This is a genomic window from Blautia sp. St.27G3, from assembly GCF_059728505.1.
The window spans coordinates 1,499,678-1,517,939 of the sequence record NZ_BAAGFO010000001.1 but is presented as its reverse complement, the minus strand read 5'-3'; the positions used below and the strand labels follow the sequence as shown (position 1 = coordinate 1,517,939).

General features: G+C 46.8%; 13 protein-coding genes. 12 read left to right on the top strand and 1 reads right to left on the bottom strand.

From position 1 onward, the window contains the following. Positions 1 to 4 precede the first annotated feature (4 nt). The 4 genes from AC6I2O_RS07025 (at position 5) to ftsH (ending at position 7,093) form a co-directional block, all read left to right on the top strand. Complete coding sequence (locus tag AC6I2O_RS07025; protein ID WP_497742212.1) at positions 5 to 769, top strand: ABC transporter permease; 765 nt, start codon at positions 5 to 7, stop codon at positions 767 to 769. Positions 770 to 776: 7 nt separating this feature from the next. Continuing rightward, positions 777 to 1,073 (top strand): hypothetical protein, encoded by a 297-nt coding sequence (locus AC6I2O_RS07020; RefSeq protein ID WP_497742211.1) that lies wholly within the window; start codon positions 777 to 779, stop codon positions 1,071 to 1,073. A gap of 289 nt (positions 1,074 to 1,362) precedes the next feature. Beyond that, the gene (gene carB / locus AC6I2O_RS07015; RefSeq protein ID WP_497742210.1) at positions 1,363 to 4,587 is read left to right on the top strand and encodes a carbamoyl-phosphate synthase large subunit; all 3,225 of its coding nucleotides are present in this window, start codon (positions 1,363 to 1,365) and stop codon (positions 4,585 to 4,587) included. A gap of 328 nt (positions 4,588 to 4,915) precedes the next feature. Then, the gene (gene ftsH, locus AC6I2O_RS07010) at positions 4,916 to 7,093 is read left to right on the top strand and encodes an ATP-dependent zinc metalloprotease FtsH (protein ID WP_497742209.1); all 2,178 of its coding nucleotides are present in this window, start codon (positions 4,916 to 4,918) and stop codon (positions 7,091 to 7,093) included. 111 nt (positions 7,094 to 7,204) lie between these two features. Here ftsH and AC6I2O_RS07005 read toward each other — a convergent pair whose 3' ends face one another. Further along, positions 7,205 to 7,933: a helix-turn-helix domain-containing protein gene (locus AC6I2O_RS07005; protein ID WP_497742208.1), complete on the bottom strand. Its 729-nt coding sequence runs from the start codon at positions 7,931 to 7,933 to the stop codon at positions 7,205 to 7,207. Between the two features lie 225 nt (positions 7,934 to 8,158). Between AC6I2O_RS07005 and AC6I2O_RS07000 the strand changes: the two genes are divergently transcribed. The 8 genes from AC6I2O_RS07000 (at position 8,159) to AC6I2O_RS06965 (ending at position 18,254) form a co-directional block, all read left to right on the top strand. Beyond that, positions 8,159 to 9,559: a sodium-dependent transporter gene (locus AC6I2O_RS07000; RefSeq protein ID WP_497742207.1), complete on the top strand. Its 1,401-nt coding sequence runs from the start codon at positions 8,159 to 8,161 to the stop codon at positions 9,557 to 9,559. A 262-nt stretch (positions 9,560 to 9,821) separates the two neighbouring features. Continuing rightward, entirely contained in the window at positions 9,822 to 11,552 is a 1,731-nt protein-coding gene (gene dltA, locus AC6I2O_RS06995) for a D-alanine--poly(phosphoribitol) ligase subunit DltA (protein ID WP_497742206.1), read from the top strand. Further along, positions 11,549 to 12,703 carry a D-alanyl-lipoteichoic acid biosynthesis protein DltB gene (gene dltB / locus AC6I2O_RS06990; RefSeq protein WP_120391176.1) on the top strand — a complete coding sequence of 385 codons (1,155 nt, stop codon included), beginning with the start codon at positions 11,549 to 11,551 and terminating at the stop codon, positions 12,701 to 12,703. The genes dltA and dltB overlap by 4 nt, the downstream gene beginning before the upstream one ends. A gap of 30 nt (positions 12,704 to 12,733) precedes the next feature. Then, positions 12,734 to 12,964, top strand: a complete 231-nt coding sequence (gene dltC / locus AC6I2O_RS06985; RefSeq protein ID WP_497742205.1) for a D-alanine--poly(phosphoribitol) ligase subunit DltC — start codon at positions 12,734 to 12,736, stop codon at positions 12,962 to 12,964. Between the two features lie 3 nt (positions 12,965 to 12,967). Then, positions 12,968 to 14,137, top strand: coding sequence for a D-alanyl-lipoteichoic acid biosynthesis protein DltD (dltD, locus tag AC6I2O_RS06980; protein WP_120391174.1), 1,170 nt, complete (start codon positions 12,968 to 12,970; stop codon positions 14,135 to 14,137). Between the two features lie 509 nt (positions 14,138 to 14,646). Further along, entirely contained in the window at positions 14,647 to 16,110 is a 1,464-nt protein-coding gene (locus AC6I2O_RS06975; RefSeq protein ID WP_120391361.1) for an aminotransferase class I/II-fold pyridoxal phosphate-dependent enzyme, read from the top strand. Between the two features lie 101 nt (positions 16,111 to 16,211). Then, the gene (locus AC6I2O_RS06970) at positions 16,212 to 16,853 is read left to right on the top strand and encodes a TetR/AcrR family transcriptional regulator (RefSeq protein ID WP_120391173.1); all 642 of its coding nucleotides are present in this window, start codon (positions 16,212 to 16,214) and stop codon (positions 16,851 to 16,853) included. Between the two features lie 150 nt (positions 16,854 to 17,003). Beyond that, positions 17,004 to 18,254, top strand: a complete 1,251-nt coding sequence (locus AC6I2O_RS06965) for an MFS transporter (protein WP_120391172.1) — start codon at positions 17,004 to 17,006, stop codon at positions 18,252 to 18,254. Positions 18,255 to 18,262 lie beyond the last annotated feature (8 nt).

Here is an 18,262-nt window from a genome sequence, read left to right as displayed (position 1 = left end):
TGATATGAGTTTTTGGGAATTGCTCAAAATTGAATTTATAAAAGTTAAGAGAGGTAAAATCGTTCCTCTGATTTTCATTGCTCCTATATTGGTAGTGGTTTCTGGAGTTGCAAATCTACACAGTTATTTTACGCCGGAATACACCAATGCCTGGGCGGCAATGTTTATCCAAAGTGCTTTGGTATATGCCTATTATCTGCTCCCATTCAGTATGATTGTTGTTTGCGTAATGCTTGCGGGGCGTGAAACGGGGAACAACGGAATATTAAAAATGTTGGCATTGCCTGTCAGCCGATATGCACTTTCCGCCGCAAAATTTTGTGTGTTGTTATTTTATTTATTTATGGAAATGGTTGTGTTCCTTGGTGTATTTGTTGTTGCAGGATTGATTTCAACGCAAAGTGCAGGAATTATAGAAACGTTACCCGTCATGTATTTGCTGAAATGGAGCATCGGTCTGTTTCTTACGATGCTACCGAGCATAGCCATTATGTGGGCAATTACGGTACTGTTCAGCAAGCTGCTGCTTTCTGTCGGACTGAACTTACTGCTTGTTATTCCCAGCGTTTTGGTAGCAAACACACCGCTCTGGATAGCCTATCCCTATTGTTACAGCGGCTATTTGGTTTCATGTTCTTTGCATGATTTTACCACAGGAGGCGACAGTACAGCTTTTCAGTTGTTTCCGTTTTTGCCGTGTGCAATGATGATTTTTGCTTTGGTACTTGTAGTAGCGGTTACACGCTTTGGTAAAAAAGAAATGAGGTAATTCGATTATGGAAAATAAGAAATTCAAAAAAATGAGTATAGCGGCAGTTGTCATTAGCGTGTTGCCATTGGCGACCTTTATTCCATCCTTATTGAACATTGCATTATCTGATGGAGTGCGTTCGGTCTGGGCAGGCGTGAATATAGCGTCTGTATTGGTTGGGTTTGTTTTATCCACCATTTGTGTCAAAGACCACAATAGCAGAAGTGCCGTAAACATTATCGGAATGATTATTAGCAGCCTTTGGGTATTGCTTATATGCGGTATTCTTGCACTTGCAGTATTCATTAATTATATCCAGTAGAGGTGAGTTATAGCAATGAAAAAATTAGTTATTTCTTTGGTGGTGGTGTGTCTGGCTTTTGGTTTTGTGGGATGTAGCTCTAATCAAATTACAGTGAAGTCAGGAAAGATTACTGTAAAGTGTAAGGTGACGGCAAAGTAGATTGAGGTAATAAAAGAAGATTTAAGAATATTATGTAAGGTTTCACTTATTTTTAAATTACAGGTATTGCTTTTTCCCATTTTTCTCTGTATAATAGGCGGGATAAAATTTGTGAAAATGTGTCGAAACCATGAAGGAGGACAAAGCGATGCCAAAGAGAACAGACATCCACAAGGTATTGATTATCGGCTCAGGCCCGATCATTATCGGTCAGGCGTGTGAATTTGACTATTCCGGAACCCAGGCCTGTAAAGCCCTCAGGAGCCTTGGTTATGAAATCGTATTGGTGAATTCAAATCCGGCGACGATCATGACGGATCCGGAAATTGCTGACGTTACTTATATTGAGCCGCTCAACGCAGAGCGTATTGAGCGCATTATCGAAAAAGAGAGACCAGACGCGTTATTGCCAAATCTTGGCGGACAGTCCGGTCTTAATCTTTGTTCTGAGCTGGCAAAGACCGGTGTGCTGGACAAGTACAATGTAAAAGTAATCGGCGTTCAGGTGGATGCGATTGAGCGCGGCGAGGACCGGATTGAGTTCAAGAAGACGATGGAAAGTCTGGGCATTGAGATGGCGCAGAGCCAGGTAGCCTACTCGGTAGAGGAGGCGCTGGAGATTGCAGACCGGCTCGGATATCCGGTTGTGCTCCGTCCGGCTTACACGATGGGCGGTACCGGAGGCGGTCTTGTATACAATGTGGAAGAGCTGAAGAAGGTCTGCGCGCGCGGCCTGCAGGCCAGCCTGGTAGGACAGGTACTTGTAGAAGAATCCATTCTCGGCTGGGAGGAGCTGGAACTGGAGGTAGTCCGTGACCAGGATAATAACATGATTACGGTATGTTTCATTGAGAATATTGACCCGCTGGGCGTACATACGGGCGATTCGTTCTGCTCCGCTCCGATGCTGACAATCTCCGAGGAGGTACAGAAGCGTTTGCAGGAGAAATCGTATAAGATTGTGGAGGCGATTCAGGTCATCGGCGGTACGAATGTGCAGTGGGCGCACGATCCGGTGACAGACCGTGATATTATTATTGAGATTAATCCGAGAACGTCGCGTTCCTCTGCTCTGGCAAGCAAGGCGACAGGCTTCCCGATTGCCCTTGTTTCCGCGATGCTGGCAACGGGTCTGACGCTGGCGGACATTCCGTGCGGAAAGTACGGTACGCTGGATAAATACGTGCCGGACGGGGATTATGTAGTAATCAAGTTTGCCCGCTGGGCATTTGAGAAATTTAAAGGCGTGGAAGACAAGCTCGGCACGCAGATGCGCGCGGTAGGCGAAGTGATGAGCATTGGTAAGAATTTTAAAGAGGCGTTCCAGAAAGCAATCCGGAGCCTGGAGACCGGACGTTATGGTCTCGGGTATGCGAAGAATTACCATGAGCAAAGCCTGAGTGCACTGATGAAGATGCTGTACACTCCGAGCAGCGACCGTTATTTTATTATTTATGAGGCTCTGAGAAAAGGCGCTGATATCGAGGAGATTTATCAGCAGACTAAGATCAAACACTATTTCCTGGAGCAGATCAGAGAGCTTGCCATGGAGGAGGAAGCGCTTCTGAAAGCAAAGGGCAGCCTTCCGGAGGATGCTGCGCTGATTCAGGCGAAAAAGGACGGCTTTTCAGATAAATATCTGGGCAAAATTCTGGATATTCCGGAGGAGGATGTGCGGAACCGCCGTATTGCGCTCGGCATGGAAGAGGCCTGGGAGGGCGTCCATGTGAGCGGAACAAAGGACAGCGCTTACTATTATTCGACCTACAATGCGCCGGATAAAAACCCGGTCAACAGTGATAAACCGAAAATCATGATTCTCGGCGGCGGCCCGAACCGTATCGGACAGGGAATTGAATTTGATTATTGCTGTGTGCACGCAGCTCTGGCATTGAAAAAGCTGGGATTTGAGACGATTATTGTCAACTGTAATCCGGAGACCGTTTCTACGGACTACGATACTTCTGACAAGCTGTATTTTGAGCCGCTGACGCTGGAGGATGTGCTGAGTATTTACAATAAAGAAAAACCGGTGGGCGTGATTGCTCAGTTTGGCGGACAGACACCGCTCAATCTGGCCTCTGATCTGGAGAAAAACGGCGTGAAGATCCTCGGGACGCCACCGGCAGTCATTGATCTGGCTGAGGACCGCGACCGGTTCCGCGCTATGATGGAGAAGCTGGAAATTCCGATGCCGGAATCTGGCATGGCAGTTACCGTAGAAGATGCGCTGGAGATCGCAGAGCGGATTGGATATCCGGTGATGGTGCGGCCTTCTTACGTGCTGGGCGGCCGTGGAATGGAAGTGGTTTATAATAAGGAAAGTATGGTTGGATACATGAAAGCAGCCGTGGGCGTGACACCGGATCGTCCGATTTTGATCGACCGTTTTCTGATGCATGCTATCGAGTGTGAGGCGGACGCAATTTGTGACGGTACGCATGCGTTTGTACCTGCGGTGATGGAGCATATTGAGCTGGCAGGCGTACATTCCGGGGATTCTGCGTGTATCATCCCTTCCCGCCATCTGAGCGAGAAAAGTGTGGCTACTATCAAGGAATACACCCGCAGAATTGCGGAGGAGATGCATGTCAGTGGTTTGATGAATATGCAGTACGCGATCGAGAATGATAAAGTATATGTACTGGAGGCCAACCCGCGGGCATCGCGTACCGTTCCGCTAGTATCCAAGGTTTGCAATATCCGTATGGTGCCGCTGGCGATCGATATTATGACCGGTGAGCTGACAGGAAGAACTTCACCGGTGCCGGAGCTGAAGGAGCAGAATATTCCGTATTACGGAGTGAAGGAAGCTGTGTTCCCGTTCAATATGTTCCCGGAGGTTGACCCGCTGTTGGGACCGGAAATGCGTTCAACCGGCGAGGTTCTGGGACTTTCCGACAGCTGGAGCGAGGCATTCTACAAGGCTCAGGAGGCGACACAGACGAGACTTCCATTGTCCGGTACGGTGCTGATCAGCGTAAACGATAAGGATAAGCCGGAGGTAGCTGAGATTGCAAAAGATTTCGCATCGTGTGGTTTCCGCATCCTGGCGTCGAAGCATACGAAGCGTGTGCTGGCGGAAGCAGGGATTGAGGCAGATCTGGTACATAAACTGCAGGAAGGTAGACCGAACATCCTGGATCTCATTACGAATGGCAAGATTGATATGATTGTCAACACGCCGGGAGGAGAGGAACACGGCTGGGATGACAGCTATCTGAGAAAAGCAGCTATCCGCAAGAAGATTCCTTACATGACCACGATAGCTGCGGCAAAAGCGACTGCAAGCGGTATTAAAGTCATGAAGACGCGCGGCGCCGGTGAGGTGAAATCTTTGCAGGAACTGCACGGACAGATTAAAGAGAAATAAAAAGCATTTGAAAAATGGGGCTGTGGTATGAAGGAAATATAAAACCTTCGTGCCACAGCTCCATTTGGCTGTAATAGGTATTGTTCACAGAAATTTAGAAAACATTTATATTTCCGGTATTGATTTATGCCAAACGTATCTTTATAATGTAACATGTCGGAAGTTTTGAAGGAACTTCCTTTATTTCGCGGCAGCGATATGTCAACGAGCAAACATATATACGTATTGAACTGCTCATATTCAATAAGGTATAAGTTTTGCGAGTTTGCATCAATGAACCTGCATAACATATATGGTATGATTGGCAGGGTCAGATGAGGAGGAGAGCATGGATAACAACCAGCAAAAAGACAATCGTCCGTCCGGCGGCGGAAATGGAAATCAGAACGGGCCGAATAAAAATCGATCCACATTTACGGTATTTTTGGTGATTTCTCTTATTACGCTTCTAGTCATGGCGATGTTCAATAATCTGAGGAATTCCACGACAGCGGTTGAGACGACTTATGATGAGTTTTTAAACCGCCTGGACCGGGGAATGGTGGAGAGCGTGGTCATCACTTCCACGAAGATCGAGTTCAAACAGAACGCGATCGGTGAGGTGGTGGATAAGCTGCAGGGGCATGGAAGCCTGTCTTATTATACAGGAAATCCGAATGACCCGGATCTGGTAAAGCGGCTTGTGGCAGCAGGTGTGGCTTTTAAAAGGGAGATACCCGATACGACTTCCAATCTGATACTGGAAGTGGTAGTTACCTTTATTCTGCCGCTTTTGTTTATCTGGATTTTGTTTGCGTTTGTCATGCGCAGGATGGGCGGTGGAAGCGGCGGCATCATGGGTGTCGGAAAGAGCAAGGCCAAGGTGTATGTTCAGAAAGAAACAGGTGTGACGTTCAAGGACGTTGCAGGTCAGGAGGAAGCAAAGGAATCTCTGCAGGAGGTTGTGGATTTCCTTGAGCATCCCGGAAAATATACGACGATTGGCGCGAAACTGCCAAAGGGAGCTTTGCTTGTCGGACCTCCAGGAACTGGTAAAACGCTTTTGGCGAAGGCGGTTGCAGGAGAGGCCAAATGTCCGTTTTTCTCACTTTCCGGTTCTGATTTTGTGGAAATGTTTGTCGGCGTGGGTGCGTCCCGTGTCCGCGATCTGTTTGAAGAGGCGAAGAAAAACGCGCCGTGTATCATTTTTATTGACGAGATTGACGCGATCGGAAAGAGCCGTGACAGCCGTTACGGCGGCGGAAATGACGAGCGTGAGCAGACTTTGAATCAGCTTCTGGCAGAGATGGATGGTTTTGATACGTCCAAGGGACTTCTGGTACTTGCAGCGACGAACCGTCCGGAGGTACTTGACCAGGCGCTTCTGCGTCCGGGTCGTTTTGACCGTCGGGTTATTGTGGATCGTCCGGATCTCAAGGGTCGTGTAGATGTCCTGAAAGTGCATGCGAAGGACGTTCATATGGATGAGACCGTGGATCTGGAAGCAATCGCACTGGCGACTTCCGGGGCAGTGGGTTCTGATCTTGCGAATATGATCAATGAGGCTGCTATTCTCGCTGTCAAGAAGGGGCGTCAGGCCGTATCGCAAAAGGATTTGTTCGAATCAGTGGAGATCGTTCTGGTCGGCAAGGAAAAGAAAGATCGTATTTTGAGCAAAGAGGAGCGGAGAATAGTTTCTTATCATGAGGTTGGCCATGCGCTTGTGAGCGCGCTTCAGAAGCATTCCGAGCCGGTTCAGAAAATCACGATCGTGCCGCGTACGATGGGAGCGCTCGGCTATGTGATGAATGTACCGGAAGAAGAAAAATATCTGAATACGGAAAAAGAAATCCGTGCAATGCTGGTGGAATTCGTGGCCGGTCGTGCTGCTGAGGAGATTGTGTTTGATACCGTGACAACAGGTGCGGCAAATGATATTGAGAAAGCGACGCGGATTGCGCGTGCGATGGTAACACAGTACGGAATGTCAAAGCGTTTTGGTCTGATGGGACTGGAGGTACAGGCGAACCAGTACCTGGATAACCGCCCCATCATGAACTGCAGCGAGGCTACTGCGGCAGATGTGGACCAGGAGGTCATGCAGGTACTCAAAGATTCTTATGATGAGGCAAAACGTCTGCTTACAGAGCATCGTGCGGCCCTTGATCAGATCGCAGCGTTCCTGATTGAAAAAGAGACCATCACCGGAAAAGAATTTATGAAGATATTCCGCGAGGTGGAGGGAATTGAGGAGACAGATGAAAAAGAACCAGTTTCCAGGATTTCCGAGAAAGAAGGAAAAGAACAGGAGACAAAGCTTCCCCCTGTGATCGAACTGCCGGGAGAGGTTGCAGAACCAGCAGGACCTGAGGCTGGGGAGGCAGAAGCATCCGAGGTGACGACAGATGCGGGCGAGAGCGTAGCGGATGGGAAGCCGGAGGAATCTGAAGATTCCCGCGAAAAAGCGGCAGATGGGAAGCCGGAAGAATCAGGCGAGAGTGTCATAGATGAGAAGCCGGAAGTATAAATAACAGGAAACATAATGACAGAAAAGCTACCGTTCAAATATAGATTTGTGCGGTGGCTTTTTTCAAAGGGGAAATTTTGAAATATATCCTTTTGTATCCGCACCCCTGCTTTATTTTTCCATATTATCGACCAATAACATATTCAGCTGTTCCCCTCTTTTGAGATCCTTTTTTGTAAAAAGCAACTGGTGGCGGAATTCTTCTGTCAGTTCCTGTGGTTTCAGTGTGATCACACATTTAAAGGCACACGGCATCAGATCCGTACTGGAAATTCCGCAGAGAAGTCCCGTCGTAAAATCTCTCAGATCCAGTGGATTAAAAATATACAAAAGGTCTTCTTCCAGCGGGTTATACTGGTTTACAAAAGAAAAACGAATTAACATATCACTATAAAGAACTTTTCCCGTGTAAAAAGTTTCACTGCTTCTGCCATTTGCAGACACAGAACAGATCGACAAGGTTGCCTCGTATTTTCCCGGTTCTCCTGTCTTTTCGTAAATGTCTATGATTCCATCTTTTGTCCGCTGATAACGTCCATCGTAAAAATAAAAATATAATCTCTGTGCCTGGAAAAAAGTGCTTTTCTGGTTTCTGTGCGGTGCGCTGAGGACCTGCTTGGTCGATTCAGGAAGATAGGCGGTGAGCTGTGTCATTGATACCTGAAGTACCTGGCTGATCTCATACAATGTTTCAATATCAACTGCAATTTCTCCGTTTTCGTATTTACATACGGTAGCTCGGCTTTTGTGGATCGCATCCGCCAGATCCTGCAGCGTCAGCTTTCCTGCCTTTCGGTATTTTCGTATCTGTTCTCCTACATAACGGGTAAAATCACTCATTTTGTTTCCTCATACTATCTATTATTTTTACTTTTTTCTTTTCTGTGCAATTATACTCAATAAATAGGATGTTTGTAAAGTTATAAGAAACTTTTAAGATATAAAATTTCTTATAAAGAAATTTATGGCGTTTGCACTTATATTTATTTCGGTTAATATAGAGCTGTTGGGTTGGAAATGGTCTGGCCTTTCATTTAACTTATACTTAAAGAGGGGAAATTGAAAATGAAAGAAAAAGGAAGTAGTTTTTCCGGTTCAATCGGCTTCGTTCTGGCAGCTGCCGGAAGCGCGGTAGGTGTGGGAAATATCTGGAGATTCCCGTATCTTTGTGCAAAAGATGGCGGTGGTCTGTTCTTACTGGTTTATCTGGTGCTGGTACTGACCTTTGGATTTGTCTTGCTGACAACAGATGTGGCAATCGGACGAAAAACAAAGAAAAATGCACTTCGGGCATTTGGAGCACTTCATCTGAAATGGAAATTTTTGGGAAATCTCACATTTCTTGTTCCGGCACTGATTATGACTTATTATTCTGTCATCGGTGGATGGATCATGAAATATTTCTTTGAATACATTGTGTCAGATGGATCGGAAGCGGCTGCTGATACATATTTTTCATCGTTTATCACTGCGGACATTGCACCAATCGTATTTATGCTGATCTTTCTGGTGCTGACAGCCTGGATCGTATTTCGCGGTGTGGAGAAGGGGATTGAAAAGTTTTCCAAGGTCATTATGCCGGGGCTGATCCTTCTGATCTTGATTATTGCTGTATTTTCACTGACTCTGTCTCATACAGATGGTGATGGTACGGTCCGCACAGGTTTGCAGGGATTATCCGTTTATCTCAAACCTGATTTTAGCGGACTGACTGTAAAACGTTTCCTGGAAATCCTTCTGGATGCCATGAGCCAGCTGTTCTTTTCACTGAGCGTTTCGATGGGAATCATGATTACTTATGGCTCTTATGTAAAAAATGAAGTGAATCTGAACAAGGCGACAAACCAGATTGAAATTTTTGATACTGGCGTTGCGTTTCTTGCAGGAATGATGATCATCCCGGCTGTATTCGTTTTTCTCGGGAATGATGGAATGGCTTCCGGCCCAAGCCTTATCTTCATTTCACTGCCAAAAGTTTTTGATGCAATGGGTGTGCTTGGCCGTCCAGTGGCAATCGCATTTTTCCTGATGATGGGTTTTGCTGCGCTGACTTCCTGTGTATCTGTTATGGAAACACTGGTTGCAAACTGTATGGAACTTTATCATAAACCACGTAAAAAAATGTGCGGCGCTGTCAGTATTTATGCACTGATCACTGCTGTACTGATCTGCCTTGGATACAACAAGCTGTATTTTGAATTAAAACTTCCAAATGGTTCTGTGGGACAGCTTCTGGATGTCATGGATTATATCAGCAACAGTTTTCTGATGCCGTTTATCTCACTGATGACAAGCATTCTGATTGGATGGGTGATCGGCCCTGAATGGATTGTAGGGGAAGTAGAACGAAACGGAGAACATTTTAAACGTGCCGGTCTATATCGTTTTATGATCCGGTATGTTGTTCCGGTCGTAATGCTGATTCTGTTCCTGGTATCGACTGGACTGGCAGATCGGATCTTCTGAGTGGCTGTCTTACACCGGATGTGGTAAAAGAAATGGTGTATTAGGCAGCTGATTATTTCAGATATGGCAGGATGTTATCATTTTAATGAAAACGGAGCGGGTCACTGTACGAACATTGTGTTTATACAGTGGCTCTCTTTGCGTTATTTTTTAACATAATTCTTACATTTTTAAAAATAACCTTAAGTTTTGCAAAGAAAAGTTGAATTAAACGAATGAACATGCTATGTTAGTCAAGGTAAAAAACAAATGAGGTGATTTTTTGGATATTTTAAAGAAAATACAGGAGTGTGCGAAACAGTATCCACAGCGCATTGCGTTTCGGCGGGGCTGTGAGGACGCGATTTCTTATGGAGAGCTCTGGGATTACTCAGAACGGCTGGCTGCATGGTTGATGGAACATGCGGATGAAGACAGGACACCCATGGCGGTGTACGGACATAAGCATCCATGGATGCTGGTATGCTTTCTGGCGTGTGTGAAGTCGGGACGGGCGTACTGCCCGATTGATATTTCTGTGCCGGATGCGCGGGTGGAGGCAACGCTTGCAGCGCTCCCGTCCAGGTATGTGCTTGCAACAGAGGAGCTTTGCGCGGACGTCGGAGAAAAGCAGGTGCTTGGGCTGGATGCTTTGAGACATATTTTAGGTGATGAGGACGGCTTTTGGCGAGGAGCAGAGCAGAAGAAGACAGATTCTGCAACAGGCAAGGAAAAGATCGGTTTCAATACAGACGGGAAAGAAATTCTGCATGTAATAGCGGAAGAAAACTGGGTGCATGGGAATGAGACGTATTATATTATCTTTACGTCTGGCAGTACAGGAACGCCCAAAGGCGTACAGATCACGGCAGATTGCCTGAATTATTATCTGGATTGGTCCACGGGACTTGGGAGCAGCCCGGAGGCAAAGCAGGGACAGGTATTTTTGAATCAGGCTCCGTTTTCCTTTGACTTGTCGGTGATGGATCTGTATACGTCGCTTGCGAGCGGTGGAACGCTTTATTGTCTCGAAAAAACAGTACAGTCGGACTATCGTGCGTTGCTGCAGGGGCTTGCGGCATCAAAAGCACAGGTTTGGGTTTCTACTCCGTCGTTTGCGGATGTCTGTCTTTCTGATAAGAGTTTTGATCGAGAATTACTGCCTGAACTGGAAGTGTTTCTGTTTTGCGGAGAGACGCTGACAAACAAGACGGCGCGGAAGCTGCAGGAACGTTTTCCAGGGGCAAAGGTTATCAATACATACGGTCCGACGGAATCTACAGTTGCTGTGACAGATGTGCTTGTGACGCAGGAACTTGCAGTTTTGGAAGAGCCTCTGCCGGTTGGTAGTCCGAAACCAGGTACAAAAATTGAAATATGGGATGAGGATGGAAACGTTTTGCCGGAGGGCGAAAAGGGTGAGATTATTATCCTTGGCGATACGGTTAGTACAGGATATTATGGAAGGCCGGATTTGACGGAAAAATCATTTTTTGTGTCTGAGCATTGTGTGCGAGGTTATCATACCGGAGATAAAGGCTACTTGAAAAACGGGATGCTGTACTACTGCGGAAGAATTGATTTGCAGATCAAGTTGCATGGATACCGGATTGAGCTGGAGGATGTGGAGAGTAATATTTCCAAATTGCCGCAGGTGGAACATGCGGTGGTGGTACCGGGGATACGCGGCGGGAAGGTATCCAGTCTGACGGCGTATATTGTGAAGCGGCCTTTGGAGGACAATTGTGCGTCAGTTTCCGGATCAGGAAGCGAGCGTACTGTGGATGAGCTGGCAAAGCTGCGCAGTGATCTGAAACAATTTCTGCCGGATTATATGATACCGAAAAAAATTGTTTTTGTGGATGAATTACCGATGACCAATAATGGCAAGGTGGACCGGAAGCGGCTTGCTCAGGATGGCGTTTTGGGTAGAAAGACTACATGTGTGGAACCAAATAAGGCAATATTGACGAAGAATCATGAAGTGCAGAAGAGCGGAGGAACAGTCGAATGAGTTATTATGAAGGACTGCCGTTTTTCCTGCTTCTGGTGCTGGTGCTTTTGGTGGCAGCAGTGCTTGGATGGATGGAAAAACCGCTCGGGCAATATGGCTTTGTTGTTTCGTTGATCTTCGCGGCACTTATTTTCGGGGGAAAGCCGGAATCACTTTTTTATCTCCTGCTGTTTTATGGCTGGTCGATGCTGCTGATTTTTGGCTATGCGCGTCTTCGCAGCAGGCAGGGAAGAAAGGCCGGCGTTTATCACGCAGTGGTATTGCTCGCTTTGCTGCCGCTTGTATTGTGTAAGGTGACGCCGCTGTTTCATTTGAATATTTTTGGATTTATCGGAATTTCTTACCTGAATTTCCGCGTGATTCAGATTTTGATCGAGCTGTATGACGGTGTGATCAAGGAAGTGTCGTTTGCAGAGACAACGGCGTTTCTCGTATTTTTTCCAAGTTTTTCCTCTGGTCCGATTGACCGGAGCAGGAGGTTTGGGGCCGACTGGTCGCGAAAGCTTTCGCGGGAAGCCTATATGGAGCTGTGTGGCCGCGGGTGTTGGAAACTTTTGCTCGGAGCCGTCTATAAGATGGTGCTGGCAGCTGCAGCCTACAAAGTGATGGGTTATTTTGAGACAGGACATATCTGGTATCAGTGGGTTGTGTATGCTTATGCGTACGGCGCGTATCTGTTTTTTGATTTTGCGGGTTATTCTCTGATGGCGGTGGGCAGCTCTTATATCCTTGGGATCGAATTGCCCGACAATTTTAATCTGCCGTTTATCAGCAAGGATATCCGAGAATTTTGGGACCGCTGGCATATTTCGCTGTCGCATTGGTTCCGGGATTTCGTGTTTACACGGTTTGTGATGTTCAGTGCAAAGAAAAAATGGTTTTCAAGCAGATTGCAGCGAGCATGTGTCGGGTTTTTTGTGAACATGGGGATTATGGGATTGTGGCACGGCGTGAGCGTCTCGTATATTCTGTATGGCCTGTATCACGGTGCGCTTCTGGCTGGCACTGAAGTTTATCAGAAAAAATCATCTTTTTATAAAAAGTATAAAGCAAAGAAATGGTATCAGGCGGCATCCTGGTTTGTAACGATGCAGCTTGTGATGTTCGGTTTCTTCCTGTTTTCCGGAAAACTGGTGGAGCTGATTGGATAGTTATTGAATGAAAGGAAGAGGAGAAAAGCCATGAGAGATGAAGTTTTGGAACTGCTTGCAGAAATTTGTGAGGATGACGGAGTAAAAGAAGACATGGAACTGGAGCTGTTTGAGTCCGGATTGATGGATTCTCTGGGATTTGCAGAGTTTCTGGTGGAGCTGGAGGAGCAGTTTGAGATCGTGATTTCACCGTCTGAAGTGGAACGTGGAGATATTAACACACCGGAGAAAATACTTGCTCTGGTAGAAGCGAGGAGATAAACGGTGCGGCGGGTAAAAGCATTTCTGGTGGCGCTTTTGCTTTTTGCAGGAACAGTTCTCGGGTGCCATTTTTATATTGGAAACTGCGTGGCGGTAAACAACCCTCAGTTTTCCATGTGGTCGGAAGAAGAGAAGGGAAAATCTCTCGCAGCGCTGACGCAGAATATGAACGAAGCGTGTATACCGGTATTCGGTTCGTCTGAATTTCAGCACGGAGCAGATACCGCGTATCATCCGGCGCAGGTATTTGCAGGGAACCGTTTCAATCCCATGCTGATTGGCGCAGGATATTATCAGTGTCTAAGCCATGCGGTGACTCTGGCAGCGATCGAAGACAGCATGACCATGAGAAAAGCGGTTCTGATTGTTTCTCCGCAGTGGTTCCGAAAGACCGGCGTGGTCGATCAGGCGTATACATCCCGTTTTTCAGAAACCTTATATGCGGGAATGCTGGAAAACGAGAAGCTGAGCGAGGAGACGAGATCCTATATTTCTGAGCGAACCCACAAGCTGATTGGCAGTGTGGATCAGAAAACCTTAGATCATGTGGATCTGCATGAGAAAGTATTGTGGAAAAAAGAGGGCAATGTTCTGGAAAATCTTCAGGAAACGATCTGGGAGAATTTTCTGTATGAAAAAGAGCTTTTTTCGATCAGTACAAAGGTGACGGCAGCAGGAATTGAAAAAGGCGACGGTCTGGTGTCAGAGGATATTGCTCCGGACTGGGAAGCGCTGATCGAGCAGGCGGAAGCAGCTGGCGAGGAGGAGAACCAGAATGAGTTTTTTATGGACGCTGTCAGCTATAAACTGATACAGCCGTATCTGGACGAGAAAAAGGACAAGGACAAAGACGCAGTAAACGGTTATCAAAATTCTCCGGAATACGATGATCTGCGCTGCTTCCTTCAGGTGTGTCAGGAACTTGATATCACGCCCATGTTGGTCATCCTTCCGGTGAACGGTTATTACTATGATTTTACCGGGTTCCCGAAAACGGCCCGGGAGGGCTATTATAAAAAGGTACTCGGCGTAGCTGCGGAATACGGCGCGCAGGTTGCTGATTTTTCCGGTGAGGAATACACAAAGTATTTCTTCAAGGACCGGGTTCATATCGGAAAGAAAGGATGGGTGATGGTCTGTGAAAGCCTTTATCAATTCTATCAAGAAGATTAAGGAACGTCCGCGGCTGCAGTTTTTGTGGAGCGTGTGCGGCTTCTATGTGTTGATGATGACGTTGTATCTGTATTTTATGCTGGCGAATCTGTCCAGCGCGCCGAAGTTTGTGTACGCGCAGTTTTGATTTGTGGATTGAGTAAGAAGTGAGCAGGTATGCAAGCTATATAAAGGAATTGAATTAAAAAACATAAAACACATAAAACACATAAAACACAGGAATCTGAAAAAGAGGCCTGTGTTTTTGTTTGTTGCATAATGTTTTGATAAGTATCAGATACAAAACAAAGTAGTTTTTAAAGAAATAATATATTGTTTTGGGAACTTGTATAAAATGAACTTTTTGGTTTCGATATGTGGGGAAATGAACTATAAATAAACTTTTTTAAATAAAACATTGAACTTTTTCGCGTGACATGGTAGAATATCCAAGAAAATGAACTTCTGGTTTTAATTAAGGAGGTTTTACAGTGGAAAACACTACTTTTGCGAATAGGCTGAATGAAGCGATGGAGCAGTGTGGGCTGAAGCAGGTAGATCTGATACGGGCCGCGGAGGCGGCAGGGGTAAAGCTTGGAAAAAGTCAGGTGAGCCAGTATGTCAGCGGAAAAGCGGTTCCCAGAAAAAATATTGCGGCGTTTCTGGCTGAAACGCTGGGAGTTAAGATGGAATGGCTCTATGGGGCGTCAAACGTCTTGGCAAAACAGAATAATTTGACAGAACAAAATGAATATGGAGTGCCGAAAGGAGAAACAAAAATGAGGGAATTTAAGAAATCAACAAAGCTCGATAATGTATTATATGACGTCAGAGGACCTGTTGTAGAAGAGGCGACGAGGATGGAAGATAACGGAACGAGTGTCCTGAAGCTCAACATCGGGAACCCGGCGCCGTTTGGATTCCGGACGCCGGACGAAGTGGTCTATGATATGCAAAGGCAGTTGACGGAATGTGAGGGCTATTCGGCAGCCAAAGGACTTTTTTCCGCGAGAAAGGCGATTATGCAGTATGCGCAGCTGAAAAAGATCCCGAACGTTTCGGTGGATGACATCTATACAGGAAATGGTGTCAGTGAGTTGATCAATCTGAGTATGTCAGCGCTTCTGGACAATGGGGATGAGGTGCTTGTTCCGTCGCCGGATTATCCTTTGTGGACGGCGTGTGTCACACTTGCGGGCGGTACAGCCGTTCATTATATTTGTGACGAGGAGGCAGAGTGGTACCCTGATATGGATGATATCCGGAAAAAGATTACAGACAAGACAAAAGCGATCGTACTGATCAATCCGAATAACCCGACAGGCGCTCTGTATCCGCGCGAGGTATTGCAGCAGATTGTGAACATAGCGAGAGAGCACCAGCTGATGATCTTTTCGGATGAAATATATGATCGTCTGGTGATGGACGGAGAGGAGCATGTTTCAATTGCTTCGCTGGCTCCGGATCTGTTTTGCGTGACTTTTAGTGGTCTGTCAAAATCACATATGATCGCAGGATTCCGGATTGGCTGGATGGTGCTGAGTGGTAATAAAGCTGCGGCAAAGGATTATATTCAGGGCCTGAATATGCTTTCCAACATGCGTCTGTGTTCCAATGTACCGGCGCAGTCCATCGTACAGACAGCGCTTGGCGGGCATCAGAGCGTAAATAATTATATTGTGCCGGGTGGGAGGATTTATGAGCAGCGTGAATTCATTTATAAAGCCCTGAATGACATTCCGGGTGTGAGCGCCGTAAAACCAAAGGCTGCGTTTTATATTTTCCCGAAACTTGATGTAAAGAAATTCAATATCTGGAACGATGAAAAATTTGCACTGGATCTGCTGCGTGAGAAAAAGATTCTGATCGTTCATGGCGGTGGTTTTAACTGGAAAGAACCGGACCATTTCCGGGTGGTTTATCTGCCGCGGATCGAGGTTTTGAAAGACGCTACCATACAACTGAGAGACTTCCTTGAAACATACAGACAGTAGTTTTTGGGAAAGGGTTCAGGCAGTAGTTGACAAGCGAGTTCCCTGGCGGTACAATGAAACCGACAGATTGTCGATATCTATTACGCAGGATGGGAAAATAAGTGAGAATTGTAAAAGAGGCAGAGGAGCGCAGAAATGAGATACTGGATGTGGCGGAGCGCCTGTTTGGGATGAAAGGCTTTGACCACACCAGTACCAATGATATTTTAAATGAAGTCGGGATTGCCAGGGGTACCTTGTACTATCATTTTAAGTCAAAAGAGGATATTCTGGATGCTATGATCGGACGTATGACAGGACAGATTGTTGCGGCAGCGAAGGCAATTGCCGGACAAAAGGAAGTACCGGTGCTTCAGCGTCTGACGATGACTCTTCTGGCTTTGAATGTGGATAATGACCTCGGACACGAGGTGATGGAGCAGGTTCATAAGCCGCAAAACGCGCTGATGCATCAGAAAATGATGGAGCGGCTGCTGCGAGAGGTGAATCCAGTGATCACGGAGCTGGTAAACGAGGGTATCGCTCAGGGGCTTTGCCGGACAGATTATCCGGCTGAGGTGGTAGAGATGACGCTCCTGTATTCATGTACCGTGTTTGATGAGCTGTCCGGGTACGGGGAGGATGAGCGGCAGAAAAAGGCGATGGCGTTTGTCTACAATCTGGAACGGATGTTGGGCATGGAAGGCGGAAGTTTGCAGGAAGCTATCCTGCCGGCATTGCAAAATACCGGTGCTGCACGCTGAGCCAGAAGGCAGAGTGAAAGGAGTGCTTTGCATTTTGCTTGCGGATGGAACAAAAGCCAGGAGGTTTTGTTCCATTGCTGGTGCCTGTAAAGCATATTTTTTTTTATTTTATTATCGACAGTCAGACGGTCAGTAAAAAGGAGATAAAAGATGGAACAGAAAAAAGCAAACAGAAACAGTAATTTTTCAAAATTTATGCTTCTTTGGGCAGGAGAGTTGGTCTCGTCAGTTGGCGGCGGCTTGACGAGCTTCGGACTGGGGGTGTATGTGTTTCGACAGACGGGAAGCGCTGCCAGTATGGCACTGATAACGCTGCTTGCATTTTTGCCCACGCTGGTGCTCAGTGTTCCGGCGGGGGTGCTGGCGGACCGATATGACAGAAGAGTGCTGATGATGGTGGGAGACGGATTTTCTGCGCTTGGGCTGATTTATATTCTGGTCTGTATGCTTCGCGGCGGGGCTGAATTTTATGAGATTTGCATCGGTGTACTGATAAGCGCTGCATTTTCGGCACTGCTTGAGCCGGCATACCGTGCAACAATTACGGATTTGCTGACCAGGGAAGAGTATTCGAGAGCAAGCGGCCTTGTCAGTATTGCAGGGAGTGCAAGGTATCTGGTATCGCCGATTTTGGCGGCTGTATTGCTTGCGGTCAGTGATATCAAGCTCTTGCTGGTGATTGATATCGGTACCTTTTTTCTCACAGTTGTCTCTACGGCGGTTGTAAAGCGAGGGATAGCAGTGAAAAAGACACGGAAGGAAGAAACGGTTCGGGAGAGCTTGCGGCAGGGCTGGAAGGCAGTGACGGAACACAGGGGCGTGCGGCTCCTGATTGCGGTTTCCGCAGCAATCACATGCTTTATGGGGACGCTTCAGGTTTTGGCAGAACCTTTGATTCTGGATTTTGCGGACAGTGTGACGCTCGGAGTCGGTGAGACAGTCTGTGCGAGCGGGATGCTGGCCTCCGGTATTTTTCTGGGTGCAAAGGGAATCAGAGGCAGTTATGTGAAAGTGTTGTGCGGCTCGCTGTTTGTGGCAGGAATCGGGATGGTTGGCTTTGGGATAAGGGAAAATAAATATATCATCTGTGTGTTTGGGTTTCTATTTTTTGCAATGCTGCCGTTTGCAAATAACTGCCTCGATTATCTGGTACGGACGAATATTCCGGACGAACTTCAGGGAAGGGCCTGGGGGCTGATTGGTTTTTTGTCACAGATCGGATACGTGGTAGCTTATGGGGCCGCTGGGATTACTGCGGATTATCTGGCAGAACGGTTTCAGATTGGAGTCGGCAGAGGTGCAGCCGGGGTAATTATGGCAGCCGGGGTTTTACTGAGTGTGACTGCGTTGCTGTTATATCCAGCCAGAAGTGTACGGGCGCTGGAGCGGCAAAAACGGTGAGGAGATAT